Here is a 23686-nt window from a genome sequence, read left to right as displayed (position 1 = left end):
CCGATTCGGCATAGGGTAGGCGTTTACGGCATTAGACGGCGCAACCTTGCATCGGAATAGTTGCGCCTTTTTTCGCCTGCCGAAGAGCCGTAAACACTCGCTTCGGGGCACCTTATACGGAGGCAGATGCACAGACTTTTCCGCTAAAGAGCGTTCCAGTTCCTGCATGTGCCTGAGTCAAACGCAAGTAAGGGTAAAGATAATGAAGAAGGCAAAAATTAGCCTCGCCTGGCAGATCCTCATCGGTCTGGTTTTGGGGATTGCAATTGGTGCGTTGCTCAACCATTTCAGTGCCGAGAAGGCCTGGTGGATCAGTAACGTCCTGCAACCAGCAGGCGATATCTTTATCCGTCTGATCAAGATGATCGTGATCCCGATCGTCATCTCGTCCCTGATTGTCGGCATCGCCGGCGTCGGTGACGCCAAGAAGCTCGGGCGTATCGGCCTGAAGACGATCATCTATTTCGAAATCGTCACCACCATCGCCATCGTCGTCGGCCTGCTGCTGGCCAACCTGTTCCATCCGGGCGCCGGCATCGACATGAGCACCCTCGGTACGGTGGACATCTCCAAGTACCAGGCGACCGCCGCCGAAGTACAGCATGAACACGCGTTCATCGAGACCATCCTCAACCTGATCCCGTCGAACATCTTCGCGGCCATGGCCCGCGGCGAAATGCTGCCGATCATCTTCTTCTCCGTATTGTTCGGTCTCGGTCTGTCGAGCCTGCAGTCGGACCTGCGCGAGCCGCTGGTGAAGATGTTCCAGGGCGTCTCGGAAAGCATGTTCAAAGTCACCCACATGATCATGAACTATGCGCCGATCGGCGTGTTCGCACTGATCGCGGTGACCGTCGCCAACTTCGGTTTCGCCTCGCTGGTGCCGCTGGCCAAACTGGTGATCCTGGTTTACTTCGCCATCGCTTTCTTCGCCTTCGTGGTGCTGGGCCTGATCGCCAAGCTGTTCGGTTTCTCGGTGTTCAAGCTGATGCGCATCTTCAAGGATGAGCTGGTGCTGGCCTACTCCACCGCTTCTTCGGAAACCGTGCTGCCGCGCGTGATCGAGAAGATGGAAGCCTACGGCGCGCCGAAAGCCATCTGCAGCTTCGTGGTACCGACCGGTTACTCGTTCAACCTCGACGGTTCGACTCTGTACCAATCGATCGCGGCGATCTTCATCGCGCAGCTGTACGGCATCGACCTGTCGATCAGCCAGCAACTGTTGCTGGTGCTGACCCTGATGGTTACGTCCAAAGGCATCGCCGGTGTACCGGGCGTGTCCTTCGTGGTGCTGCTGGCTACCCTGGGCAGCGTGGGTATTCCGCTGGAAGGCCTGGCGTTCATCGCCGGTGTCGACCGCGTCATGGACATGGCCCGTACCGCACTGAACGTGATCGGTAACGCACTGGCCGTGCTGGTGATCTCGCGCTGGGAAGGCATGTACGATGACGCCAAGGGCGAGCGCTACTGGAACTCCCTGCCACACTGGCGCAGCAAGGAAAAACTGCCAGCGGGCGAAATCTCCAAGCCGTAACGCAAAACCCTGTGGGAGCGAGCTTGCTCGCGAAGAGGCCGGCACATCCAACAATTATGTTGATTGACACACCGCCTTCGCGAGCAAGCTCGCTCCCACAGTGATTGATGCAAGGCTTACCAACGAACCCCGGAGAAATCCGGGGTTTGTCGTTTCTGGCGACCCCGCTATCATTCGCCGCATTCTTCGGGGGATTTGACTGATGCTTAATGGCCTGTGGCTTGGCTTCTTTATCGTCGCAGCCGTATCGGCGCTGGCGCAGTGGCTGATCGGCGGCAACGCCGGGATCTTTGCGGCGATGGTGGAAAGCATTTTCGCCATGGCCAAGCTCTCGGTCGAAGTCATGGTGCTGCTGTTCGGCACCCTCACTCTGTGGCTGGGCTTTCTGCGCATTGCCGAGAAGGCCGGGATCGTCGAATGGCTGGCGAAAGTCCTCGGCCCGCTGTTCCTGCGGCTGATGCCGGAAGTCCCGGCCGGTCACCCTGCCCTTGGCCTCATTACGCTGAACTTTGCTGCCAACGGTCTGGGCCTCGACAACGCGGCCACGCCGATCGGCCTGAAAGCCATGAAGGCGCTGCAGGAGCTCAACCCCAGTGCCACCATCGCCAGTAACGCGCAAATCCTCTTTCTGGTGCTCAACGCCTCCTCCCTGACGCTGCTGCCGGTGACGATCTTCATGTACCGCGCCCAGCAAGGTGCGCCGGACCCGACGCTGGTATTCCTGCCAATTCTGCTGGCGACCAGTTGCTCGACGATTGTCGGTTTCCTCTCGGTGGCGTTCATGCAGCGCCTGCGAATCTGGGATCCGGTGGTGTTGGCTTACTTGATTCCCGGTGCGCTGATCCTCGGTGGATTCATGGCATTGCTGGGTACGCTTTCGGCAACGGCTTTGGCCGGATTGTCGTCGATCCTCGGCAATCTCACGCTGTTCGGGTTGATCATGCTGTTTTTGCTGATCGGCGCGCTGAAGAAGGTGAAGGTCTACGAGGCGTTCGTTGAAGGCGCGAAGGAAGGCTTCGATGTCGCGAAGAATCTGCTGCCATATCTGGTAGCGATGCTCTGTGCGGTGGGTGTGTTGCGTGCTTCCGGGGCACTGGATTTTGGTCTGGACGGCATTCGTCATCTGGTCGAGTGGGCCGGCTGGGACACGCGGTTTGTCGATGCGCTGCCGACGGCGATGGTCAAACCGTTTTCCGGCAGTGCGGCGCGGGCGATGTTGATCGAGACCATGAAGACCTCGGGCGTCGACAGTTTCCCGGCATTGGTCGCGGCGACGATTCAGGGCAGTACCGAGACGACGTTCTATGTGCTGGCGGTGTACTTCGGCGCGGTGGGAATTCAACGGGCGCGGCATGCGGTGGGGTGTGCGTTGTTGGCGGAGTTTGCTGGTGTGGTCGGGGCTATCTTCGTCTGCTACTGGTTCTTCGGCTAACCACTAATCCCATTGTGGGAGCGAGCTTGCTCGCGAAGGCGTCCAGTCAGTCAACATCATCGCTGAATGACCCGCCGCATTCGCGAGCAAGCTCGCTCCCACAGGGATTGTGTCGGGTTTAAGGTTTTGGGGGGGCGAGTTTCTGGCCCTGGTTGACAGCCCAAGCCACGACTTTGGCGGTCAGACGATCACTGGCCTGGCCAAACCCCGCGACCACCGCAGGCACCTGAACATCACTCAACGGCTGACGCTCTTCAAAGCGCCGACTGGCGAGAATCCGCTGGTCGTAGCCACGCACCAGCAGCGCATCAACCCGCACCACGACACTGGCCTGCGAGCCCTGATATTCCGTCTGAAACGCCTGCAAGCTGCCGCCCAATTCCAGATCCGCCGCAAAGTTGCTGTCATCGGTACTGAGCAGCGTCACCCGGCCATCGCGCGCAAAGCCGTCGAGCAAACGGTTACGCATCAGCACCGGCGCCGGATCGCTCCAGCGCGAGGCCTTGTAACTGCTGATCACGTCACCCTGTGGAATCACCGCAATCGTCGGCCGATTCAACGCCTCACTCGCCTGCAACTTGTTCAACCGCAACGACCAAGGCTGAGCAGCCGCCGAACTGGCCGGGGTGGGCGCCTGTGCGGTCGGCAAGCGATAGACATCCGACGGCTCGGACTGGGGCAGAATCGAACAGGCGCTGATCAGCGTGAAGCCGGCGAGGAGGGCAAGTCGAGTCAGCTTCATGGCGTGAATTCCTTGTTCTTGTCACGGCCCAGCAGGTAGCCGCTGGGGTTGGCCTCAAGGCGTTGCGAGATGGCGCGCAGCGAGGTCAGCGTCTCGCGCAGTTCGCGGATCGCCGGGGCCAGGCCATTGAGGCCCTGCATGCCGTTGTCGAGGGAGTTTTCGTTTTTGCTGAGCAAGGTGCTGATCGTCGCGGTGCTTTGCTCCAGCGACTTCATGGCTTGCTCGGCGCTGCCCAGCGCCTGTTTGCCCTGATCATTGATCAAGCCGTTGGCGTTGCGCATCAGCAGCGAAGTCTGTTCGAGCATGCTGCCGGCCTGTTTGCCGACGGTCGCCAGTTGCTGCATCGCTTGCTTGATGTCGCCGCGCTGATCGTTGATGGTGCCGGTGGTTTGTTCAAGGTGGGCGAGGGTCTTGCTCACGCGCTCGACGTTTTCAGCCGAAAACATCTGGTTGGCGTTCTGCAGCAGTGCAGTAATACCGGTCATCAAATCGTTACTGTCATTGAGCAGCCGCGAGATAGGCGAGGGCGAGGCGACGATGGTCGGCAAGTTGCCGTCGCGGCCACGCAGTTTCGGGCTCTCGGGCGTACCACCGCTGAGCTGGATGATCGAGGTGCCGGTGATCCCGGCCAGCGCCAGTTTCGCCTGGGTGTCTTCCTTGACCGGCGTGTCCCCAGCCAGACGAATCCGCGCCAGCACCCGCCGTGGATCTTTTGGGTCAAGACGCAGGTTGATCACATCGCCGACCTTGATCCCGCTGTACTGCACCGGGCTGCCCTTGGACAAACCGCTGACCGCTTCACTGAAGACAATCTCGTAGTCCTTGAACTCGGTATCGACACTGGACTTGGCCAGGAACAGGCCGAAGAGCAGGGCGCCTGCCACCACGATCACGGTGAACAAGCCGATCAATACATGATGCGCTCGGGTTTCCATGTCAGACCTCGTTGAGCAATTTGGCGGCGTCCAGCGCCGAGCGGCCGCGCGGGCCGTGGAAGTATTCGTGAATCCACGCGTCGTCGGTTTCCGAGACGACGTCGATGGGTCCTGCGACCAGCACTTTCTTCTGCGCCAGCACGGCCACGCGGTCGGTGATGGTGTAGAGCGTGTCGAGGTCGTGGGTCACCAGAAACACACTGAGGCCGAGCGCATCGCGCAGGGTCAGGATCAGTTGATCGAACTGCGCCGCGCCGATCGGATCGAGTCCGGCGGTGGGTTCATCGAGAAACAGAATGTCCGGATCCAACGCCAGCGCCCGGGCCAGCGCGGCGCGTTTGATCATGCCGCCGGACAGCGATGCCGGGTACTTGTCCGCCGCCGACAGCGGCAGCCCGGCCAGCGCCAGCTTCACCGCCGCGAGGTGCTCGGCATCATTGCGACTGAGGCCGGCGTGTTCGATGAGGGGCAGGGCGACGTTCTCGGTGACGGTCAGCGAGGAGAACAGCGCGCCTTTCTGAAACAACACACCAAAGCGTCGCTCGACCAGCGAACGTTCATGCTCGGACAGGCTCGGCAGGTTCTTGCCAAACACTTTGACCATGCCTTCGCTGGGCCGGCGCAAACCGACAATGCTGCGCAACAGCACCGACTTACCGCTGCCAGAACCGCCGACCACGGCGAGGATTTCGCCTTTGTACAAATCCAGATCAAGGTTCTCGTGCACGCTCTGGCTGCCGAAACGATTGCACAGGCCACGGACTTCGATCACCGCCTCCGAGGGCGCGCGGGGTAGACGACTCACCAGCCCATCTCCATGAAGAACAGCGCGGCCACCGCGTCGAGCACGATCACCACGAAAATCGATTGGACCACGGCGGACGTGGTGTGGGCGCCGACCGACTCGGCGCTGCCGCTGACCTTGAAGCCTTCCAGGCAGCCAATCGCGGCGATGATGAAGGCGAAGATCGGCGCTTTGACCAAGCCGACCAGAAAATGCTGAACGCCGATGTCCGACTGCAACAGCGTCAGGAACATCGCCGGCGAAATATCCAGCGACACCGCGCAGACCACGCCGCCGCCAATGATCCCGCAGAGCATCGCCAAAAACGTCAGCATCGGCAGCGCCACCAGCATCGCCAGCACGCGCGGCACCACCAGCAACTCCATCGGGTCGAGGCCGAGGGTGCGGATCGCATCGATTTCTTCGTTGGCCTTCATCGAGCCGATTTGCGCGGTGAAGGCACTGGCTGTGCGCCCGGCCATCAGGATCGCTGTGAGCAATACGCCGAATTCGCGCAGGAACGAAAACCCGACCAGATCCACGGTAAAAATCGTCGCGCCGAAACTGGCCAGCACCGTCGCACCGAGAAACGCCACCACCGCACCGACCAGAAAGGTCAGCAGCGCCACGATGGGTGCAGCGTCGAGGCCGGTCTGTTCGATGTGCGCGATCATTGGCGTAATGCGCCAGCGCTTGGGCCGGAACAGGTTGCGAGCGATGGTTTCCAGAATCAGGCCGACGAAACCGAGCAGTTGCAGGGTGTCTTGCCAGACCGTATCGACCGCACGACCGATGCGCGTGAGCAATTGCACGCTGACGCTGATTTCCGGCTCCTTGATTGGCACGCAGAAATCGGTCATCGAGCAATACACGGTTTGTAGCAGCGCGCGGTCGGCGGAGGTCAGGGTGCAATCGGGGTGTTCGGCGGATTTACCGAGGCGCTCGGAGCCGAGCAGTTCGACCAGCAACGAAGCGCCAGCGGTGTCGAGGGCGCCGAGGCTGTTCAGATCAATCGGGGTGTTGGCGTCGTACTGGCCGTGGAGCTTTTCGCTCAGTTGCTTGAGCTCGGCGTAATGGGCAAGCGTCCAGTCCCCGGTGACCCGCAAGCGGGCAGGGCTGATCGACGTGTCCAGTTGGGCATTACCGCTGATCGAGCTGCTGGTCATAAGCTCCGTGCTTGTTCGTCTGCTAAGCGAACTAACGTAATAGCACGAACCGGATTACTTTTCTTTGATCGCTGTGCTGTCGGTGACTTCGAAGCGCAGCACGCCAATCACCTGGCCATCCTCGGTCAACACGCGCACCTGCCATTTGCCCGCCGGGTTGCCGGGGAAATTCTGCTTGTGCGTCCACGCGCGGTAGCCTTCCTTGCGCCCGCCATGGATATCGAGGGCGATGCGGTCGACCTCTTTGCCGTTGAACTGCCAGACGTGATAAATCCGCTCATCGAGCCCGCGTGGCGCGTTGATCGCGGTGTAGGCGTAGAGCCCGCCGTTGCGGATCTGCTCGGCGCTGACCTCATCGAGGCTGTCACCGGGGGTGCGATCCTGCAGTTGCGTGCTGATCGCCACGTCGGTCATCCACAGTGTCGCCGGCGGCACCCACGAGCGCAGCGCCCAGCCGACGCCGCCAATGCCAACCGTGATGCACAGGATCGCCAAGGCGTTGCGCACCGTGCGGATCGGGAAAATCGACGCCAGGCTCGGGAACGACAACAGCACGGCAATCCCCAGCGCCCACTTGAAGCTCTGCGCCGTGGTCAGGTGCATGATCACCGGCAATGCGGTGAGCAGGGCAGCGAACAACGTCAGGGTGTGCAACGCCAGAAACGCCCAGCGCCGTGGCGCCAGCCATTTGTAATAGAGCGGATCGACGATCGAGATCAGTGCCGCGACGCTGAGCAGGCCAGTGAAGAACAACTGGCCGCTGTTCCACGTCGTGGTGATGAAGAAGAACGGCAGGACGAAAAACAGGCTTTCCTGATGGATCATCTGCGTCGCGTAACGCAACAGCGGCTGGGGAATCTCGCGTTTGAACACGCGAGTGAAGAGGCCGGTGAGGGTGTTTTCCAGCATCAGCCAGATCCAGCTGAGCAGCATGATCACGGTGATCCAGCTCGCCAGCCCTTGCTGACGATCGACCATGATGAAACTGCCGACTCCGGAGATGAAACCGCCGAGCGCAATGACCCCGGGATAGCGCTTCATCAGTTCGAGAATGCGCTGGATCAGGAGCTGTATTTTCGGCATTTGGGCAGTTCACAACGCTGTAGGAAAAAACCTCGACAGAGTAGCGCCCACCGGGCGCTGTGGCGAGGCTGCCGGTCAGTAAATTCACCCCCTGACCCTGTGGGAGCGAGCCTGCTCGCGAAAGCGGTGGGTCATACAACATTGCAGTGACTGACACGACGCCTTCGCGAGCAAGCTCGCTCCCACAGAGGTCAGTGTTCGGCGGGTTTTCGACGGTGGTGCAAACGCCAGCCGATCAGGATCAATAGCAACACACCCAACCCACCCGCACTCAACCACAACACCTGATCATCACTGATCAAAGGTTTTTCAATCCGCAGATACCCCGGCTGCAGCAGCAACTCACGCATGGCCTTGTTCGCCGCTTCCAGCGTCACGCCTTGCAGTTCGCGCGCCGGGTTGGCAAAGCGGCCGTCCTCGTAATCGCCGAGGGCGCTCCAGTAGTAATCCGCCATCGCGCTGTTGCCTTGCACCGCCCACGCCTGATGGGCGATCGAAGCCTGTTTGATCCGCGCGAACGTGTCCGGGTCGAGGCCGTTTTTCAGCAGATCAGCCTTGAGGTCTTCCAGCACCTGAATCGCTTCGTCGACATCATCGCGATCCAGATCGGCATTCAGGCTCATGAAACCGACGCCGCCAAACACCTCGCGCTCGGCCCACGGCCCGTAGGACAAGCCATGATTGAGGCGGATCTGCCGATACAGCGCCCAGTCGAGGTAATCCTTGAGGATGTCGAAGGTCTGGTCGTATTGATCGTCGATCACCGGTTCCGGCACCAGCCAGTGCAACTTGGCGCTGTCGCCGATGAAACCACGAGTGAGGGTGCGTTCATGCGCGGCGCTGGTGCGGATGTCCGGCAGCGGCCGATGTTCGCTCGGGTCGACGGCTTCGAGGGCGCCCCAGGTGCGTTCCAGATAGGCCGGCAGCAGTTTGTCGAGTTCGCCGACGACGATCAGCGTCATGTTGTTCGGCGCGTACCAGGCCTTGCGCACCTTCTCCAGTTGTTCCTGGGTCAGGTGGCCGACCTCGGCGCGCTGCGGGCATTTCAGACCCAGCTCGACGGCGAGTTGATTGCTCGCGGTGTGGCCCAGATCCTGACGGTCGAGAAAGCGTTGCAGGCGAGTGTAATGGCCGCCGTCCTCGCGCTCGACCACGCGTTTGGCGGCATTGATCGCGTTGTCGTCGATGCGCGTTTGCGTGAGCAAGTCGAGCAGCAGGTCGAGCACCTTGCGCTGATTCTTCGCCGGGGCTTCGATGACGAAAGTGGTGTCGGCATTGCTGGTGAACGCGTTCCAGTCACCGCCCAGCGCCTGCATGCGCTCCTCTAAACCACCTTCGCCGGTCGCGTCGATACCGCTGAACAGCAGGTGTTCGAGCAGGTGCGGCAGCTCTTTTTCATCGCAGTCGAAATCATCGAGACCAACGCCGACCACCAGCCGGATCGCCACATGCCCGCGTTCAGTGCCGGGCTTGAGCAGCAGTTGCAAACCGTTGGGCAGCGCATAGCCTTCGACCTGAAAACGATCCAGGGCAAAGGCAGGCAGGGAACCGAGCAACAGACAGGCGAACAACAGGCAACGCATAACAGGCTTCCATACGGCTGATTTGGAGATCCGTGTCGCTATTCAGGCCGCCATTCGCGAGCAGGCTCACTCCCACTTTTGAAACGCATTCCCCTGTGGGAGCGAGCCTGCTCGCGAAGGTCTTAAAGCTGAATCAAAGTTACTGACTAACCCCAGCTCCAGACGTTCAAGGCGAATGCGTAATGTCGGCCATATCATCCGACTCAAGCGCCCCGGTGTCCGCCGTTTCCAGCACCACATAGGCACTGCCGCAGAACAGCGAATTCAGCCGTTTCATGTCGGCAATCAACTCCAGGTGCAGCGAACTGGTCTCGATACTCTGCACGATCTTGCGTTGCAAACGGCTGACATGCGCATGCGCCAACCGGCGTTCCTGTGCGCGGAAGCGACGTTTTTCGCGCAACAACTGCCGGGCACTTTCGCGGTCGCCGCTGAGAAACACCGAGAGGCCCAGGCGCAGGTTAGAGATCAATTGCTGTTGCAGACCGGCCAGATCTTCCAGACCTTCCTCGGAGAACGAGCGGCGCTGCGAGGTTTTCTGCTGCTGGATCTTGCGCAGCATGCGTTCGATCAGGTCGCTGGCCAGTTTCAGGTTGATCGCCAGTTCAATGATTTCGGCCCAGCGCCGACTGTCCTGCTCGCCGAGGTCTTCGCGGGGCATCTGCGCCAGGTACAGCTTGATCGCGCTGTACAGCGACTCGATGTCATCGGTCAGGCGCCGAATTTCCTGGGTCACCGCCGTCTGCTTGCCGCGCAGTACATCAAGGGTGGCGTCGAGCATGTTCTCCAGCAGATCGCCCATGCGCAGGGTTTCCCGCGCGGCGTTGGCCAGCGCCAGACTCGGCGTGACCAGTGCGGTGGCATCGAGGTGACGCGGCTTGGCCCTGCCGTTGACCTCCGGGCGCTCCGGCAGCAACCACGCGCACAGTCGCGCCATCGGCCCGACGCTGGGCAGCAGAATCAGGCAGCGCGCAGTGTTGTAGAGCAGGTGGAAGCCGATGACCATTTCCTGCGGGCTGAAATCGAGGCTGTCGATCCAGTGCACCAGCGGGTCGAGCACCGGAATGATCAGCAACAGGCCGATCAGTTTGTACAACAGGCTACCCAGCGCCACTTGCCGGCCGGCGGCGTTCTGCATGCTGGTGCTCATGAACGCCAGCACGCCGCTGCCGATGTTGGCGCCAATCACCAGACCGATCGCCACCGGCAGGCTGATCACACTGGCGCCGGCCAGCGTCGCGGTGAGCAGCACGGCGGCGAGGCTGGAGTAGGAAATCATCGCGAACAGCGCGCCGACCAGGGCGTCGAGGAGGATGTCGCCGGTCAGCGAAGCGAATATCACTTTCACGCCTTGGGCGTGGGTGATCGGCGCGGCGGCTTCGACGATCAATTGCAGCGCGAGAATGATCAGCCCGAGGCCAATGGACACCCGGCCCATTTGCCCGAGCCGCGTCTGTTTGCGCGACAGAAAGAAAATCACCCCGAGGAAAATCAGCAGCGGCGACAGCCACGACAGGTCGAACGTCAGCACCCGCGCCATCAGCGCGGTACCGACGTCGGCGCCAAGCATGGTCGCCAGCGCCGGGGTCAGCGCCATCAACCCCTGGCCGACGAAGGACGTCACGAGCATCGCCGTCGCGTTGCTGCTCTGCACCATCGCGGTGACGACGATGCCGGCGACAAAGGCGAGCCAGCGCTTGGACATGTTCTGGCCAATCACATGGCGCAGGTTGGTGCCGTACACCCGCAGGATGCCGGTTCGGACAATGTGCGTGCCCCAGATCAGCAGGGCGACGGCGGAAAGCAGATTGAGCAGGGTGAGCATGCAGACCCCCTGTATTAGCAGTGCCCCAGAGGAGCAAGTTGACGGTACCGCGCGGTTTCTACGTTTTTGATACTTAAGCTGTAGTTGGCTAACGGTCTGGACGCCAGCATTGCACAGCTAAAGTGTCGATTGAAACAAAAGTGTCATGAAAAGCGCTTCATACACTCACCTGAATCCGACACGGTTCTGTGTGTTGCCGAAAATAAATGTGGGAGCGAGCTTGCTCGCGAAAGCGGTGGGCCAGCCTACATTTCTGTCGACTGACATGACGCCTTCGCGAGCAAGCTCGCTCCCACAGGGGTATTGCGTGCGTCTGGATTACCGGGTTACTGGCCCGGGATGTCCTTGCGCAGTTTCACCGGGTCTTGTTGCTGTTTTTTCTTGGCCATCGCGCCGCGCAGTTTGATGTTGATCGCCTCAACCGCCAGCGAGAACGCCATGGCGAAGTAGACGTAGCCTTTCGGCACATGCACGTCGAACGACTCGGCAATCAGCACAGTACCGACCACCAGCAGGAACGACAGCGCGAGCATTTTCAGCGACGGGTGCTTGTCGATGAACTCGCTGATCTTGCCCGACGCCAGCATCATCACCAGCACCGCCACGACAATCGCCGCGACCATCACCGGCACGTGGGAAACCATACCGACAGCGGTGATCACCGAATCCAGCGAGAAGACGATGTCGATGATCGCGATCTGGATGATGGTGTAGAGGAAGTTGCCGCCCTTGCCGCCGGGGGTGTCGTCGCTTTCGTCTTCGCCTTCCAGTGCGTGGTACATCTCTTGCGAGCTCTTCCACAGCAGGAACAGACCACCGAAGAACAGGATCAGGTCGCGACCGGAGATGCCCTGGCCGAACACTTCGAACAGGTCGGCGGTAAGGCGCATGACCCAGGTGATCGACAGCAGCAACAGGATGCGGGTGATCATGGCCAGGCCAAGACCGAAGATCCGGGTGCGCTGCTGCATGTGTTTGGGCATGCGGCTGACCAGGATCGAAATCATGATGATGTTATCGATGCCCAGAACGATTTCCAGGGCGGTCAGGGTAAAGAAGGCAACCCAGATTTCGGGGTTGGTCAGCCAATCCATGTGTATTCCTTTGAGCGAGTGTTAAACCGAAAAAGGTCCGGGCTTCAAACCGCGAAGCCAGGACCCGAAACGGTGAGTCTTGGGCTTATAGAGTGCTGAACACCGGGAAAGTCCCCAACAGCAGTGCAGCAATCAGGATGCAGATGCACACCAGAATCGCCCATTTCAGGGTGAAACGCTGGTGGTCACCGAAATCAATACCGGCCAGGGCCACCAACAGATAGGTCGATGGCACCAACGGGCTCAGCAAGTGGACGGGTTGACCGACGATCGAGGCACGGGCCATTTCCACTGCGGTAATCCCGTAGTGGCTGGCGGCTTCGGCCAACACCGGCAACACGCCATAGTAGAACGCATCGTTGGACATGAAGAAGGTGAACGGCATGCTCACCAACGCCGTAATCACCGCCAGGTACGGGCCGAGGAAATCCGGAATCACCGCCAACAGGCTCTTCGACATCGCATCGACCATGCCGGTGCCGCTCAGGATACCGGTGAAGATACCGGCGGCAAAGATCAGTCCGACCACTGCCAGCACGCTGCCGGCGTGAGCGGCGACGCGATCCTTCTGCATTTGCAGGCAAGGGTAGTTGACGATCATGGCGATACTGAACGCCACCATGAACAGCACCGGCAGCGGCAGCAGGCCAGCGATCAGGGTGCACATCAGGCCGAAGGTCAGAGCGCCGTTGAACCAGATCAGTTTTGGACGGCGGGCATCCGGGAATTGCGAGACGCTGATTTCGCTGTGATCGATTTCGTCGCCGGCCAGATGCAGCTCACCGAGGCGCGCTCGCTCACGTTTGCCGTAGAAGTAGGCGATGAGCAGAATCGCCACCACCCCGGCGGCCATGGCCGGGATCATCGGCACGAAAATGTCCGACGGATCGACATGCAGCGCACTCGCCGCACGCGCGGTCGGGCCGCCCCACGGGGTCATGTTCATCACGCCGCCGGCGAGAATGATCAGACCGGCCATGATCCGCGGGCTCATGCCAATGCGGCTGTACAGCGGCAGCATGGCGGCCACGCAGATCATGTAAGTGGTCGCGCCGTCACCATCGAGGGAAACGACGAGCGCCAGTACGGCGGTGCCGACCGAAACCTTCAGCGGGTCGCCCTTGACCAGTTTGAGGATCTTGCGCACGGCCGGGTCGAACAGGCCGGAGTCGATCATCAGGGCGAAATAGAGAATGGCGAACATCAGCATCACGCCGGTCGGCGCGAGCTTGGTGATGCCTTCGAGCATCATCGGGCCGATCTTCGGTGCGAAACCACCGAACAGGGCGAAGACAATCGGGATGATGATCAGAGCGATCAGCGCGGACAGGCGCTTGGTCATGATCAGGAACATGAACGTGATGACCATGGCGAAGCCAAGGAAAGTCAGCATGGGAATACTCCAGGCGTAGCGCGGCTAGTTGAGTGAGCGGATCGGGTCGGATCAGCGCAGAACGGGAAGCACGAGACGTACGGGCGGAGTCACAGCGAGGAGGCGGGCTACAGAGGACATCAGAATCACCATTGTTGTTGTTAATTGGGCCGTTCGTGCGAGGTATCACACGCATTGGCCAACCGGTCTGTTGCCGGAAGTGGAGGCGATCCTAATCGGGGAAGCTTTCAGCTACCTTTCGCTGGTGAAAGCTTTGAATGAACGGTCAACCGGCCGTCGGATGCGAACTACAGTCAACAAACACGGGAAGGAGGGCGTTCGACATGAGCGAATTGCACAGCGGCGGCTGCCACTGCGGACACATTCGTTATCAGTTCAGCGGGGCGTTGCAGGACATCGCGCACTGTCATTGTTCGATTTGCCGGCGAGTCAGCGGCGGCATCGTCACCACATGGATCACCGTGCCGGCAGCGAATTTCCAGTGGCTGGCCGGGACGCCGTCGCGTTATGCCTCATCGGACAGTTGTGCGCGATTCTTTTGCCCACAATGCGGCGCGCAATTGGCGCTGATGACGTTGCTCAGCCCCGACAGTATCGACGTGACCATTGCCACCCTCGATCACCCGGAACTGGCGCCCGCCGAGCGACATATCTGGACCGACAGCCAATTGCCCTGGCTGCATCTAGACGAACACCTGCCGGGCGAAGCCGAAGAAACGCTTTGATCAGAAGATAGACAGATCCAGCGGCCGCATCGCGCCCATCCAGATGGCATGCTCAGTGTGGTCGAGCAAGTCATCGCCGGTGTCCGGGTGCAGAAACACCACCAGACCTTTGCGGTTCAACGCCAGCCACGGCAATACATCACCGATCAACTCAGGGCCGAAGGCCAACTGGCAGCTCCAGTCCGGGTGCGGCCCGACCGGGCGCTCGTGGACGCGGCCCATCTTCAATGGAAACAACTGCGCCGCCGTTTCGCACAAGGCTCGCGCCTGGTCGATGGAACCCGCATCGAAATAAACGTGGGCGTGGTAGCCCTTGATCGCTTGCATCTGAAACCCTCGCAAATCGGTTCGAACCCTCGGCGTTGCCCGTATGTCACACGCCATACAAGGGATAACAAAAGGGATCAGCCATGAAAAATGCCGAAACCCCGACGGTGAAAGTGGTGCTCTATGGTGCCATGGCCAGCCTGGGCGGTGCGTTGATGGCTGAGTTGCTGCGCCGCCAGCACGAAGTCATCGCCATTCTCGACGATTTGACCGCACTCGCACCGCGTCCGGGCTTGCGTACCAAAAGCGGCGACCTGTTCGATTCCGAGCGGGTCAATCAAAGTGTCGCCGGCAGTTCGGCGGTCATCTGCTTATTGGATGCGCCGGGGTTGCCATTCAATAGCGACCACGTTGAGCGCTCGGTGGTGCTCGGGCCAGTCGAGCAGGTGCTGGCCGTCGATGCATTGGTCGATGGGCTGCAAGCGGCCAACGTTTCGCGGCTGTTTCTGGTGGGGGATTTTGGCGTGCTCGATGAGCCGGATGTCGACGATCGCCTGCAGCGCCACGCCGCCGAGGAAATTCGCGAAGCCCTGCAAAGCAGTCCGCTGCACTGGACGCTGGTCAATGCGCCACACGGTGTGGCCGGGCTGACGATTGAGCATTTCAGTCAGGTCGGCGGCAACCTCGAGCCGGGGCTGGCCGAACCGCTGGAGCGTTTGAATCGCGTAGCGGTGGGGATTGCCGATGAGCTGCGGCTTAATTTGCACGTAGGCCAGCATGTGAATTTCGTTGCGGCCAGCGAATAGGCTCTATACCGCGATGGCGGGCAGTGCGAGTCCATTGAGAGATTGTGCGCTGCTCGCCTGTTCCGCCATCAACCAATCGACAAATAGCTGAATCAGCGCACCCCGGCGTTTGCGTTGCGGCAGCACGACGTAATAACCGAGGCGCGACAGGGTGGTTTCGGCGATCGGTCGGCACAGCAATCCTTGGGTCAGCAAGTTATCCACAAGGTGCCGCCAGCCAATCGCCACGCCTTGCCCGCCGATTGCCGCTTGGATCAACAGCGTGTAATTGTCGAAACGCAATTGCCCCGGCGCTGGCGGCGTGCTGATGCCCAACTCGCGAAACAGTCCGCTCCAGTCAAACCAGTTACTGCTGTTTTCGCCACGCAAGTGCAACAACGGAAACTCCAGCAATGCTTGAGCGGGCAAGGGCAGGGCGCGGTCCTTGAGCAATTGCGGGCTGCACACCGGGAACACTTCTTCGCTGAACAGCCAATGGCTTTCGCCCTGTTTGAAACGTCCTTCGCCGAACAGAATCGCCACATCGATATCGGTGCGCAGCATGTTGTGGTTGCGTTCGCTGGTCACCAGGCTGACGTCGACGTGCGGATTGGCTTCGTGGAAACGGTGCAAGCGTGGCATCAGCCAGTACGCGGCGAAGGCGAAATCTGTGGCGACTTGCAGCACTTCATGTTGTTGCTGTGCGCTGATTGCGCTTAACCCTGCATCGATATTCTGCAAACCGAGGCTAACTTGCTCGAAAAGGATTGCACCGACTTCGGTTAACTCGATCCCACGATAGATGCGATCAAACAGCCGCGTGCCGAGCTGTTCCTCCAACCGTTTGATCTGCTGGCTGATTGCCGGTTGCGTGGTGCCCAGCTCGACCGCGGCAGCGGTAAAACTTCGATGACGGGCGGCAGCTTCGAAGGCACGCAACAGGTCGAGCGACAGATCGCCCAAGGCTTCATACATAAGCTGTGCTTATCCTAGTCATTGCCCGGCGCGGGCTTTACCCGACAGAGCATGGACTCCATGCTCGATCGCAGCAATGTCGCATAAATATTCACTATGGAATGCCGCGATCAGATGAAGCGCAAGAATATTCTTTTCATCATGGCCGATCAGATGGCCGCGCCAATGTTGCCGTTCTACGGCCCTTCGCCGATCAAACTGCCGAATCTTTCCCGCCTCGCCGAACAAGGCGTGGTGTTCGACGCCGCTTACTGCAACAGCCCGTTGTGCGCGCCGTCGCGTTTCACCCTGGTCAGTGGCCAGTTGCCGAGCAAGATCGGCGCCTATGACAACGCCGCCGATTTCCCTGCCGATGTTCCGACTTACGCCCACTATTTGCGCCGCCTCGGTTATCGCACCGCGCTGTCCGGGAAAATGCATTTCTGTGGTCCGGATCAATTGCACGGCTACGAAGAGCGCCTGACCAGCGACATCTACCCGGCTGACTACGGTTGGGCGGTGAATTGGGATGAGCCGGATGTGCGGCCGACCTGGTATCACAACATGTCTTCGGTGCTGCAGGCCGGGCCCTGTGTGCGCACCAATCAACTGGATTTCGATGAAGAGGTGGTGTTCAAGGCGCAGCAATACCTGTTCGATCACATCCGCGAGGACGGCGACCAGCCGTTCTGCCTGACCGTGTCGATGACTCACCCACACGATCCGTACACGATTCCCAAGGCATTCTGGGATTTGTACGACGATGCCGATATCCCGTTGCCTACAACCCCGGATCAACACGCACTCGATCCGCACTCGCAACGCCTGCTCAAGGTTTATGACCTGTGGGATAAGCCACTGCCTGTGGATAAGATTCGCGACGCGCGGCGGGCGTACTTCGGGGCGTGCAGCTATATCGACGCCAACGTCGGCAAACTCCTGCAAACCCTCGAAGAAACCGGGCTGATCGATGACACCATCATCGTTTTCTCCGGTGACCACGGCGACATGCTCGGCGAGAAGGGCCTTTGGTACAAAATGCACTGGTACGAAATGGCAGCCCGCGTGCCGCTGTTGATAAGTGCGCCTGGACAGTTTGCTTCAGGCCGAGTCAGTGCTGCTGTGTCGACCGCGGACCTGCTGCCAACCTTCGTTGAATTGGCCGGCGGCACGCTGCAACCCGGTTTGCCGCTGGATGGCCGTTCGCTGGTTTCACACCTTCAAGGCAAGGGCGGTCATGACGAAGTGTTCGGCGAATACATGGCCGAAGGCACCGTCAGCCCGTTGATGATGATCCGTCGCGGCCCTTACAAATTTATCTACAGTGAAAGCGACCCTTGCCTACTCTTCGATGTGAGCAACGATCCGCGCGAATTGGAAGAACTCAGTCAATCGCCGCAACATCGCCAGCTGTTCGACGATTTTCTCGCTGAAGCGCGGGCCAAATGGGATATTCCGGCAATCCATCGGCAAGTCTTGGCCAGTCAGCGCCGCCGCCGTTTTGTTGCCGACGCACTGACCATCGGCAAGCTGAAGAGCTGGGATCACCAGCCGCTGGTGGACGCCAGTCAGCAGTACATGCGCAATCACATCGACCTTGATGATCTGGAGCGCAAAGCACGTTATCCACAACCCTGCCAAAACCAATAATGTTAAGGGGAAGTCCATGCGTAAGTTATCCACAGTAGTGACGGTCGGCCTGCTCGCGTTGAGCAGCGCTTCGGCGTTCGCCGAGCAGAGCTGCGATACGGTGAAAATGGCCGACCCGGGCTGGAGCGACATTGCCGCGACCAACGCCATCACCGGGTTTCTGCTGGACGGCATGGGCTACAAGGCCAAGGTCGACACTCTCGCAGTGCCGATCACCTTTGGCGGTTTGAAGGATGGCCAGGTGGATGTCTTCCTCGGCAACTGGATGCCGGCGCAGCAGGGCTTCTACGACAAGTTCGTCGCCACCGGCGATGTCACGCAACTGGCGAAAAACCTCGACGGCACCGAGTTCACCCTCGCCGTGCCGGATTACGTATGGGACGCCGGTGTGCATGACTTTGCCGACCTGAACAAATACGCCGACAAGTTCGAGCGCAAGATCTATGGCATCGGCTCCGGCGCGCCGGCGAACATCTCGCTTCAGGAAATCATTAAGAAGAACGACTTCGACATGGGCCAGTGGAAACTGATCGAGTCCAGCGAACAGGCGATGCTGGCGGAAGTGTCGCGGGCGGTGAAAAAACAGAAATTCGTCACCTTCCTCGGCTGGACCCCGCACCCGATGAACGTGCAGCTGAAGATGCATTACCTGAAGGGTGGCGAGAAATACTTTGGCGACACCGGCAGCGTGTTTACGCTGACGCGCAAGGGTTACGCCGAGGCCTGTCCGAATGTGGGTAAATTGCTGACCAATCTTTCGTTCACTCAGGAGATGGAGAACAGCATCATGGCCGAGGTGGTGAACAAGAAAGTCAGCAATGCCGAGGCGGCGAAGGCGTGGATCAAGGCGAATCCGGCAGTGTTGGATAAGTGGCTGGAAGGGGTGAAGACGGCCGACGGGAAGGATGCGTTGGCGGCGGTGAAGGCGAAGCTTTGATTGTGGGGTGGCTGGAATTGGGCTTGGCTTAAGATTTTTGCCCCCTCACCCCAGCCCTCTCCCCCAGGGGGGCGAGGGGGAAAGGGAGCCGATATTTGTTGGATTCAAGACCTGAGTTCAACGCTGATTCCCCAGGTCGACGCATTCAGTTCAAACACCTCGATCAGTCCCCTCTCCCTCCGGGAGAGGGCTAGGGTGAGGGCTCTTTCCCTGACACCCTGATAACCTTGAATAAAACCCCAACCGCGAGGATCCATGGCCTTCCCCAGCCGCCACTCTCTCTTCCCCTTCCTCACCTGGCTCCCGCGGCAAACCCGCGCCAGCGTCGGACGGGACCTGATCGTCGGCCTCAGCGGTGCGATTCTCGCCTTACCCCAGTCGATTGCCTACGCACTGATCGCCGGGCTCCCACCTGAATATGGCCTCTACGCTGCGATCATCCCGGTGTTGATCGCCTGCTTGTGGGGTTCATCGTGGCATTTGATCTGCGGCCCGACGGCGGCGATTTCGATTGTGCTGTACGCCAGCGTCAGTCCCTTGGCCGTGCCAGCCTCGCAGGACTACATCACCCTGATTCTACTGCTGACGTTTCTGGCCGGGATTTTCCAGTGGCTGCTCGGCCTGTTGCGCTTCGGCGCGCTGGTGAATTTCGTCTCGCATTCAGTGGTGCTCGGCTTCACCCTCGGCGCGGCGGTGGTGATCGCCATCGGGCAGTTGCCGAATCTGTTGGGACTGGAATTACCGGCGAAAGCCACGGCGCTGGCGAGTTTGATGGATCTGCTGCAGCACCTCAGGGCTGTGGATAAGCCTTCGTTGGTACTCGGTGTGGCGACGGTGGTTGTCGGTGTGGTGTTGAAACAATTGCTGCCGCGCTGGCCGACGCTCTTGATCACCCTGGTACTGGCCAGCTTGTTGGTGTGGCTGTGGCCGGCGATGTTCGGCCGTGTGCATCTGGTCAGCGCATTCGTTGGGCGGTTGCCACCGTTTAGTGGGTTGCCGCTGGATCTGGATGTGATTCTGCGGTTGCTGCCCAGCGCCGTGGCGGTGGGCATGCTTGGACTGGTTACCAGCCTGTCGATTGCGCGCTCGATTTCGGCGCGCTCGCAGCAGTTGCTCGATGCCAATCAGGAAGTCCGCGCGCAGGGCTTGTCGAATATCGTCGGGGCGTTCTTTTCCGGATCGTTGTCGGCCGGATCCTTTACCCGCTCGGGGCTCAGTTACGAGGCGGGCGCGTGCTCGCCGCTGGCCGGGGTGTTCTCGGCGATCTGGGTGGCGTTGTTTGCGATTTTCGGCGCAGGACTGATTGCGCACATTCCGATCCCGGCCATGGCCGGGAGCATTCTGCTGATCGCCTGGGGGCTGGTGGATCATCGCGGCATTCGCGCGTTGCTGCGGGTCAGTCGCGCCGAATTCGTGGTCATGGCCCTGACCTGTCTGGCGACGTTGCTGCTGGAGTTGCAGACCGCGATCTACGCAGGCGTGCTGGCCTCGCTGTTTTTCTACCTCAAGCGCACCTCGCAACCGCGCGTGCAGCATTGGCGTGACGGTGAGGATGATGTGCTGCGCGTCGGCGGTTCGATCTTCTTCGGCGCCAGCCATTACCTGCAAGTACGCCTGCAACGCATGCACGGCGCGCGGGTGGTGATCGAGGCACAGCAGATCAACTTCATCGACTATTCGGGGGTGGAGATGCTGCATCAGGAGGCGCGGCGGTTGCTGAGCCAGAATCGCAGCCTGACGTTGCGCCGGGCGCGGCCGCAGGTGGTGGAGGAGTTACGGAAGCTGGAAGGGCCGGAGAAATGTCCGATCCGGTTTGAGGATTGATCAAAGACCGGCGGTGCGGCCATTCGCGAGCAAGCTCGCTCCCACATTTGATCGCATTCCACTGTGGGAGCGAGCTTGCTCGCGTAGCTTTTAAAGGGATAGTTGTCGGCGCAACTCTGTGAGCACCGGCGCCGTGTCGGGACGCACACCGCGCCACAAAAAGAACGCCTCGGCCGCCTGTTCAGCGAGCATCCCCAAACCATCCATCGCCACCGCTGCACCCTGTTCACTGGCCCAACGGCAGAACGCCGTCGGTTCCTTGCCATACATCATGTCGTAGCACAGGGTCTTGCCCGGCTCGATCAGGCTCGGCGCAATCGGCGGCACATCGCCAGTCAGGCTCGCCGATGTGGCGTTGATGATCACGTCCACCGGCTCGCGCAACCAATCGAAACCACTGGCCGATACCGGCCCCAGATCGCAGAACAACTCCGCCAGCAATTCAGCCTTGTCCACCGTGCGATTGGCAATGATCACCGACGCCGGTTGCTCCGCCAGCAACGACTCCAGCGCACCACGCACTGCACCGCCGGCACCGAGTAACAGGATGCGTTTGCCGGCCAGGCTGAATCCGGCGTTTACCGTCAGATCACGCACCAGTCCGGCGCCGTCGGTGTTGTCGCCGAGCAGCGAGCCGTCGGCCAGTTTGCTCAAGGTGTTCACCGCGCCGGCGCGTTCTGCGCGGGCAGTCAGGCTATTGGCCAGGCGGTAGGCGTCTTCCTTGAACGGCACAGTGACGTTGGCGCCGCGACCTTCCTGAAAAAACGCCGTGGCGCAGCCGGTGAAATCATCAAGCGGTGCCAGCAGGGTGCTGTAGTCGAGGCTCTGACCGGTCTGTTCAGCGAACAGTTTGTGAATCATCGGCGATTTGCTGTGGCCGATCGGGTTTCCGAAAACGACGTAACGATCCATCAGAGATCCTCAGGCCTGGGCCAGCCAGTCGCGGTCTTGCAGGAAATATTCGGTCAGGCGCGCTTCTTCACTGCCGGGCTCGGCCTTCCAGTCGTAGCCCCAGCGCACTTGCGGCGGCAGCGACATCAGGATCGATTCGGTACGTCCACCCGATTGCAGGCCGAACAGCGTGCCACGGTCGTAAACCAGGTTGAACTCGACGTAGCGGCCACGGCGGAATTCCTGGAATTCACGCTGTTGAGCGGTGAACGCATCGTTTTTGCGCCGTTGCACAATCGGCAGATACGCGTCGATGTAGGCGTCGCCGATGGCGCGCATGAAAGCGAAGCTGGTGTCGAAATCCCACTCGTTCAAGTCATCGAAAAACAGGCCGCCGATGCCGCGCGGCTCGTGGCGATGCTTGATGTGGAAGTAGGTGTCGCACCAGGCCTTGTAGCGCGGATAAACATCCGAGCCGAATGGCGCGCAGGCCTGTTCGGCGACGCGGTGCCAATGAATGCAGTCTTCTTCGTTGCCGTAATACGGCGTCAGGTCAAAGCCACCGCCGAACCACCAGACCGGCTCCTCACCTTCCTTCTCGGCGATGAAAAAGCGCACGTTGGCGTGGGACGTCGGCACATGCGGGTTGTGCGGGTGGATCACCAGCGACACGCCGAGGGCTTCAAAGCCACGACCGGCCAGTTCCGGGCGATGGGCGCTGGCCGAGGGCGGCAAGCCACTGCCAAAGACGTGGGAAAAGTTAACGCCGCCCTTTTCGATCAGCGTACCGTTCTCGATCACGCGGGTACGACCGCCACCGCCGGCCGGCCGGGTCCAGGCGTCTTCGACGAAGCGCGTGCCGCCGTCTTCGTTTTCGAGAGCCGCGCAGATGCGGTCTTGCAGGTCGAGCAGATAGGCCTTTACGGCGTCGGTGCGGGTCGTCATGGCTTCACCTTGGATCGGGCGGCGCCCCGCAGGCGGGCGACGCAAATGGGCGCGTAGCATACCACCGCAGACTGGCGCGCCGCAGTTGACGAAGATCAAGCATCGGAGTTGGATAGGGGGCTGACAAAAGACCCAAGGAGAGCAGGCAAATGGCAAAGCGTATCCAGTTCCGCGCCCACGGCGGCCCCGAAGTGCTCGAATATGTTGACTACCAACCCGCCGCACCTGGCCCGAATCAAGTGCGTGTGGCCAACAAGGCGATCGGCCTGAACTTCATCGACACCTATTTCCGCAGCGGCCTGTATGCGCCGCCAGCCTTGCCGTCGGGCCTGGGGGCTGAAGGTGCGGGCATCGTCGATGCCGTGGGCAGCGACGTGACCCGGTTCAAGGTCGGTGACCGCGTAGCGTACGGCAGCGGCCCGTTGGGGGCGTACAGCGAGTTGCACGTTTTGCCTCAGGACAATCTGGTGCACCTGCCCGACGAAATCAGTTTCGAAACGGCGGCCGGGGTCATGCTCAAGGGCCTGACCGTGCAGTATCTGCTGCGTCAGACTTATGAGCTCAAGGGTGGCGAAACCATTCTGTTCCACGCTGCGGCCGGGGGGGTCGGTTCGCTGGCCTGCCAATGGGCCAAGGCCTTGGGCGTGAAGCTGATCGGCACCGTCAGTTCCAAAGAGAAAGCTGATCTGGCCAAGGCCAATGGGGCGTGGGCGACGATCGATTACAGCCATGAAAACGTCGCCCAGCGCGTGCTGGAATTGACCGATGGCAAGAAAGTCCCGGTGGTCTATGACGGCGTCGGCAAGGACACCTGGCTGACTTCGCTCGACAGCGTGTCGCCGCGCGGACTGGTGGTGAGCTTCGGTAATGCTTCCGGTGCGGTGGACGGCGTGAATCTGGGGATTCTCTCCGCCAAGGGTTCGCTGTACGTGACCCGGCCAACGCTGGCGACCTACGCCAACAATGCCGAAAACCTGCAGCGGATGGCTGATGAACTGTTCGAGATGATCATCAGCGGCAAGTTGAAGGTGGACGTCAGCCAGCGTTATCCACTGGCTGATGCGGCGAAGGCGCAAACCGAACTGTCGGCGCGGCGCACCACCGGTTCGACCGTTCTGCTGCCCTGACACGCGGCCA

At 60.5% G+C, this 23686-nt stretch carries 21 protein-coding genes; 8 read left to right on the top strand and 13 right to left on the bottom strand.

The features are described from left to right. The first annotated feature begins 202 nt into the window (after window positions 1–202). The gene (gene gltP / locus A8O26_RS02375; protein WP_064116589.1) at window positions 203–1534 is read left to right on the top strand and encodes a glutamate/aspartate:proton symporter GltP; all 1332 of its coding nucleotides are present in this window, start codon (window positions 203–205) and stop codon (window positions 1532–1534) included. A 202-nt stretch (window positions 1535–1736) separates the two neighbouring features. Next, window positions 1737–2966, top strand: a complete 1230-nt coding sequence (locus A8O26_RS02370) for a nucleoside recognition domain-containing protein (protein ID WP_007911793.1) — start codon at window positions 1737–1739, stop codon at window positions 2964–2966. 118 nt (window positions 2967–3084) lie between these two features. On the opposite strand, the gene A8O26_RS02365 is transcribed toward A8O26_RS02370, so the two are convergent. The 9 genes from A8O26_RS02365 to A8O26_RS02325 form a co-directional block, all read right to left on the bottom strand. Further along, entirely contained in the window at window positions 3085–3708 is a 624-nt protein-coding gene (locus A8O26_RS02365) for an ABC-type transport auxiliary lipoprotein family protein (RefSeq protein WP_064116588.1), read from the bottom strand. Next, window positions 3705–4643, bottom strand: coding sequence for an MlaD family protein (locus tag A8O26_RS02360; protein WP_064116587.1), 939 nt, complete (start codon window positions 4641–4643; stop codon window positions 3705–3707). Before A8O26_RS02360 ends, A8O26_RS02365 begins: the two co-directional genes overlap by 4 nt. Before the next feature lies 1 nt (window position 4644). Further along, window positions 4645–5448, bottom strand: coding sequence for an ABC transporter ATP-binding protein (locus A8O26_RS02355; RefSeq protein WP_007911797.1), 804 nt, complete (start codon window positions 5446–5448; stop codon window positions 4645–4647). Then, window positions 5445–6593 (bottom strand): ABC transporter permease, encoded by a 1149-nt coding sequence (locus A8O26_RS02350; RefSeq protein WP_064116586.1) that lies wholly within the window; start codon window positions 6591–6593, stop codon window positions 5445–5447. The genes A8O26_RS02355 and A8O26_RS02350 overlap by 4 nt, the downstream gene beginning before the upstream one ends. Window positions 6594–6647: 54 nt before the next feature. Beyond that, complete coding sequence (locus A8O26_RS02345) at window positions 6648–7676, bottom strand: DUF5924 family protein (RefSeq protein ID WP_064116585.1); 1029 nt, start codon at window positions 7674–7676, stop codon at window positions 6648–6650. A gap of 191 nt (window positions 7677–7867) precedes the next feature. Continuing rightward, on the bottom strand, window positions 7868–9259 hold the full coding sequence (locus A8O26_RS02340) for a M16 family metallopeptidase (protein ID WP_064116584.1): 1392 nt from the start codon (window positions 9257–9259) through the stop codon (window positions 7868–7870). Between the two features lie 166 nt (window positions 9260–9425). Then, a complete protein-coding gene (locus tag A8O26_RS02335) occupies window positions 9426–11084 on the bottom strand; it encodes a Na/Pi cotransporter family protein (protein ID WP_064116583.1) in 1659 nt (552 codons plus the stop codon). A 326-nt stretch (window positions 11085–11410) separates the two neighbouring features. Continuing rightward, window positions 11411–12178 carry a TerC family protein gene (locus tag A8O26_RS02330; protein WP_064116582.1) on the bottom strand — a complete coding sequence of 256 codons (768 nt, stop codon included), beginning with the start codon at window positions 12176–12178 and terminating at the stop codon, window positions 11411–11413. Window positions 12179–12263: 85 nt separating this feature from the next. Beyond that, window positions 12264–13571: a CitMHS family transporter gene (locus A8O26_RS02325; RefSeq protein WP_034152221.1), complete on the bottom strand. Its 1308-nt coding sequence runs from the start codon at window positions 13569–13571 to the stop codon at window positions 12264–12266. Window positions 13572–13894: 323 nt separating this feature from the next. Between A8O26_RS02325 and A8O26_RS02320 the strand changes: the two genes are divergently transcribed. After that, window positions 13895–14296, top strand: a complete 402-nt coding sequence (locus tag A8O26_RS02320) for a GFA family protein (protein WP_064116581.1) — start codon at window positions 13895–13897, stop codon at window positions 14294–14296. Here the strand turns inward: A8O26_RS02320 and A8O26_RS02315 are convergent, their stop codons facing one another. Then, a complete protein-coding gene (locus A8O26_RS02315) occupies window positions 14297–14623 on the bottom strand; it encodes a DOPA 4,5-dioxygenase family protein (protein WP_064116580.1) in 327 nt (108 codons plus the stop codon). A gap of 83 nt (window positions 14624–14706) precedes the next feature. Here A8O26_RS02315 and A8O26_RS02310 point away from each other — a divergent pair, with 83 nt between their 5' ends. Continuing rightward, a complete protein-coding gene (locus A8O26_RS02310) occupies window positions 14707–15369 on the top strand; it encodes an NAD(P)-dependent oxidoreductase (protein ID WP_064116579.1) in 663 nt (220 codons plus the stop codon). A 3-nt stretch (window positions 15370–15372) separates the two neighbouring features. Here the strand turns inward: A8O26_RS02310 and A8O26_RS02305 are convergent, their stop codons facing one another. Further along, window positions 15373–16323 carry a choline sulfate utilization transcriptional regulator gene (locus A8O26_RS02305; protein WP_064116578.1) on the bottom strand — a complete coding sequence of 317 codons (951 nt, stop codon included), beginning with the start codon at window positions 16321–16323 and terminating at the stop codon, window positions 15373–15375. Window positions 16324–16437: 114 nt separating this feature from the next. Between A8O26_RS02305 and betC the strand changes: the two genes are divergently transcribed. The 3 genes from betC (at window position 16438) to A8O26_RS02290 (ending at window position 20713) form a co-directional block, all read left to right on the top strand. Beyond that, on the top strand, window positions 16438–17952 hold the full coding sequence (gene betC / locus A8O26_RS02300; protein WP_064116577.1) for a choline-sulfatase: 1515 nt from the start codon (window positions 16438–16440) through the stop codon (window positions 17950–17952). A 16-nt stretch (window positions 17953–17968) separates the two neighbouring features. Then, window positions 17969–18889, top strand: a complete 921-nt coding sequence (choX, locus tag A8O26_RS02295; RefSeq protein WP_064116576.1) for a choline ABC transporter substrate-binding protein — start codon at window positions 17969–17971, stop codon at window positions 18887–18889. A 255-nt stretch (window positions 18890–19144) separates the two neighbouring features. Beyond that, window positions 19145–20713 carry a SulP family inorganic anion transporter gene (locus A8O26_RS02290; protein ID WP_064116575.1) on the top strand — a complete coding sequence of 523 codons (1569 nt, stop codon included), beginning with the start codon at window positions 19145–19147 and terminating at the stop codon, window positions 20711–20713. 90 nt (window positions 20714–20803) lie between these two features. On the opposite strand, the gene aroE is transcribed toward A8O26_RS02290, so the two are convergent. After that, entirely contained in the window at window positions 20804–21625 is an 822-nt protein-coding gene (gene aroE / locus A8O26_RS02285; RefSeq protein ID WP_064116574.1) for a shikimate dehydrogenase, read from the bottom strand. 9 nt (window positions 21626–21634) lie between these two features. Continuing rightward, the gene (gene hemF, locus A8O26_RS02280; RefSeq protein ID WP_064116573.1) at window positions 21635–22549 is read right to left on the bottom strand and encodes an oxygen-dependent coproporphyrinogen oxidase; all 915 of its coding nucleotides are present in this window, start codon (window positions 22547–22549) and stop codon (window positions 21635–21637) included. A 149-nt stretch (window positions 22550–22698) separates the two neighbouring features. Here hemF and A8O26_RS02275 point away from each other — a divergent pair, with 149 nt between their 5' ends. Beyond that, entirely contained in the window at window positions 22699–23676 is a 978-nt protein-coding gene (locus tag A8O26_RS02275; RefSeq protein WP_064116572.1) for an NADPH:quinone reductase, read from the top strand. Window positions 23677–23686: the final 10 nt, after the last annotated feature.

Source organism: Pseudomonas fluorescens, from assembly GCF_001648775.1.
GTDB lineage: Bacteria > Pseudomonadota > Gammaproteobacteria > Pseudomonadales > Pseudomonadaceae > Aquipseudomonas > Aquipseudomonas fluorescens_M.
Note: the sequence above shows the minus strand (reverse complement) of the source record. Positions and strands in the feature narration are given on the sequence as shown.

Bases quoted from the DNA above. Each gene is read 5' to 3' on its own strand.
- gltP (WP_064116589.1), top strand. From the start codon at position 203: ATGAAGAAGGCAAAAATTAGCCTCGCCTGGCAGATCCTCATCGGTCTG.
- A8O26_RS02370 (WP_007911793.1), top strand. From the start codon at position 1,737: ATGCTTAATGGCCTGTGGCTTGGCTTCTTTATCGTCGCAGCCGTATCG.
- A8O26_RS02365 (WP_064116588.1), bottom strand. From the start codon at position 3,708: ATGAAGCTGACTCGACTTGCCCTCCTCGCCGGCTTCACGCTGATCAGC.
- A8O26_RS02360 (WP_064116587.1), bottom strand. From the start codon at position 4,643: ATGGAAACCCGAGCGCATCATGTATTGATCGGCTTGTTCACCGTGATC.
- A8O26_RS02350 (WP_064116586.1), bottom strand. From the start codon at position 6,593: ATGACCAGCAGCTCGATCAGCGGTAATGCCCAACTGGACACGTCGATC.
- A8O26_RS02345 (WP_064116585.1), bottom strand. From the start codon at position 7,676: ATGCCGAAAATACAGCTCCTGATCCAGCGCATTCTCGAACTGATGAAG.
- A8O26_RS02340 (WP_064116584.1), bottom strand. From the start codon at position 9,259: ATGCGTTGCCTGTTGTTCGCCTGTCTGTTGCTCGGTTCCCTGCCTGCC.
- A8O26_RS02335 (WP_064116583.1), bottom strand. From the start codon at position 11,084: ATGCTCACCCTGCTCAATCTGCTTTCCGCCGTCGCCCTGCTGATCTGG.
- A8O26_RS02330 (WP_064116582.1), bottom strand. From the start codon at position 12,178: ATGGATTGGCTGACCAACCCCGAAATCTGGGTTGCCTTCTTTACCCTG.
- A8O26_RS02325 (WP_034152221.1), bottom strand. From the start codon at position 13,571: ATGCTGACTTTCCTTGGCTTCGCCATGGTCATCACGTTCATGTTCCTG.
- A8O26_RS02320 (WP_064116581.1), top strand. From the start codon at position 13,895: ATGAGCGAATTGCACAGCGGCGGCTGCCACTGCGGACACATTCGTTAT.
- A8O26_RS02315 (WP_064116580.1), bottom strand. From the start codon at position 14,623: ATGCAAGCGATCAAGGGCTACCACGCCCACGTTTATTTCGATGCGGGT.
- A8O26_RS02310 (WP_064116579.1), top strand. From the start codon at position 14,707: ATGAAAAATGCCGAAACCCCGACGGTGAAAGTGGTGCTCTATGGTGCC.
- A8O26_RS02305 (WP_064116578.1), bottom strand. From the start codon at position 16,323: ATGTATGAAGCCTTGGGCGATCTGTCGCTCGACCTGTTGCGTGCCTTC.
- betC (WP_064116577.1), top strand. From the start codon at position 16,438: ATGAAGCGCAAGAATATTCTTTTCATCATGGCCGATCAGATGGCCGCG.
- choX (WP_064116576.1), top strand. From the start codon at position 17,969: ATGCGTAAGTTATCCACAGTAGTGACGGTCGGCCTGCTCGCGTTGAGC.
- A8O26_RS02290 (WP_064116575.1), top strand. From the start codon at position 19,145: ATGGCCTTCCCCAGCCGCCACTCTCTCTTCCCCTTCCTCACCTGGCTC.
- aroE (WP_064116574.1), bottom strand. From the start codon at position 21,625: ATGGATCGTTACGTCGTTTTCGGAAACCCGATCGGCCACAGCAAATCG.
- hemF (WP_064116573.1), bottom strand. From the start codon at position 22,549: ATGACGACCCGCACCGACGCCGTAAAGGCCTATCTGCTCGACCTGCAA.
- A8O26_RS02275 (WP_064116572.1), top strand. From the start codon at position 22,699: ATGGCAAAGCGTATCCAGTTCCGCGCCCACGGCGGCCCCGAAGTGCTC.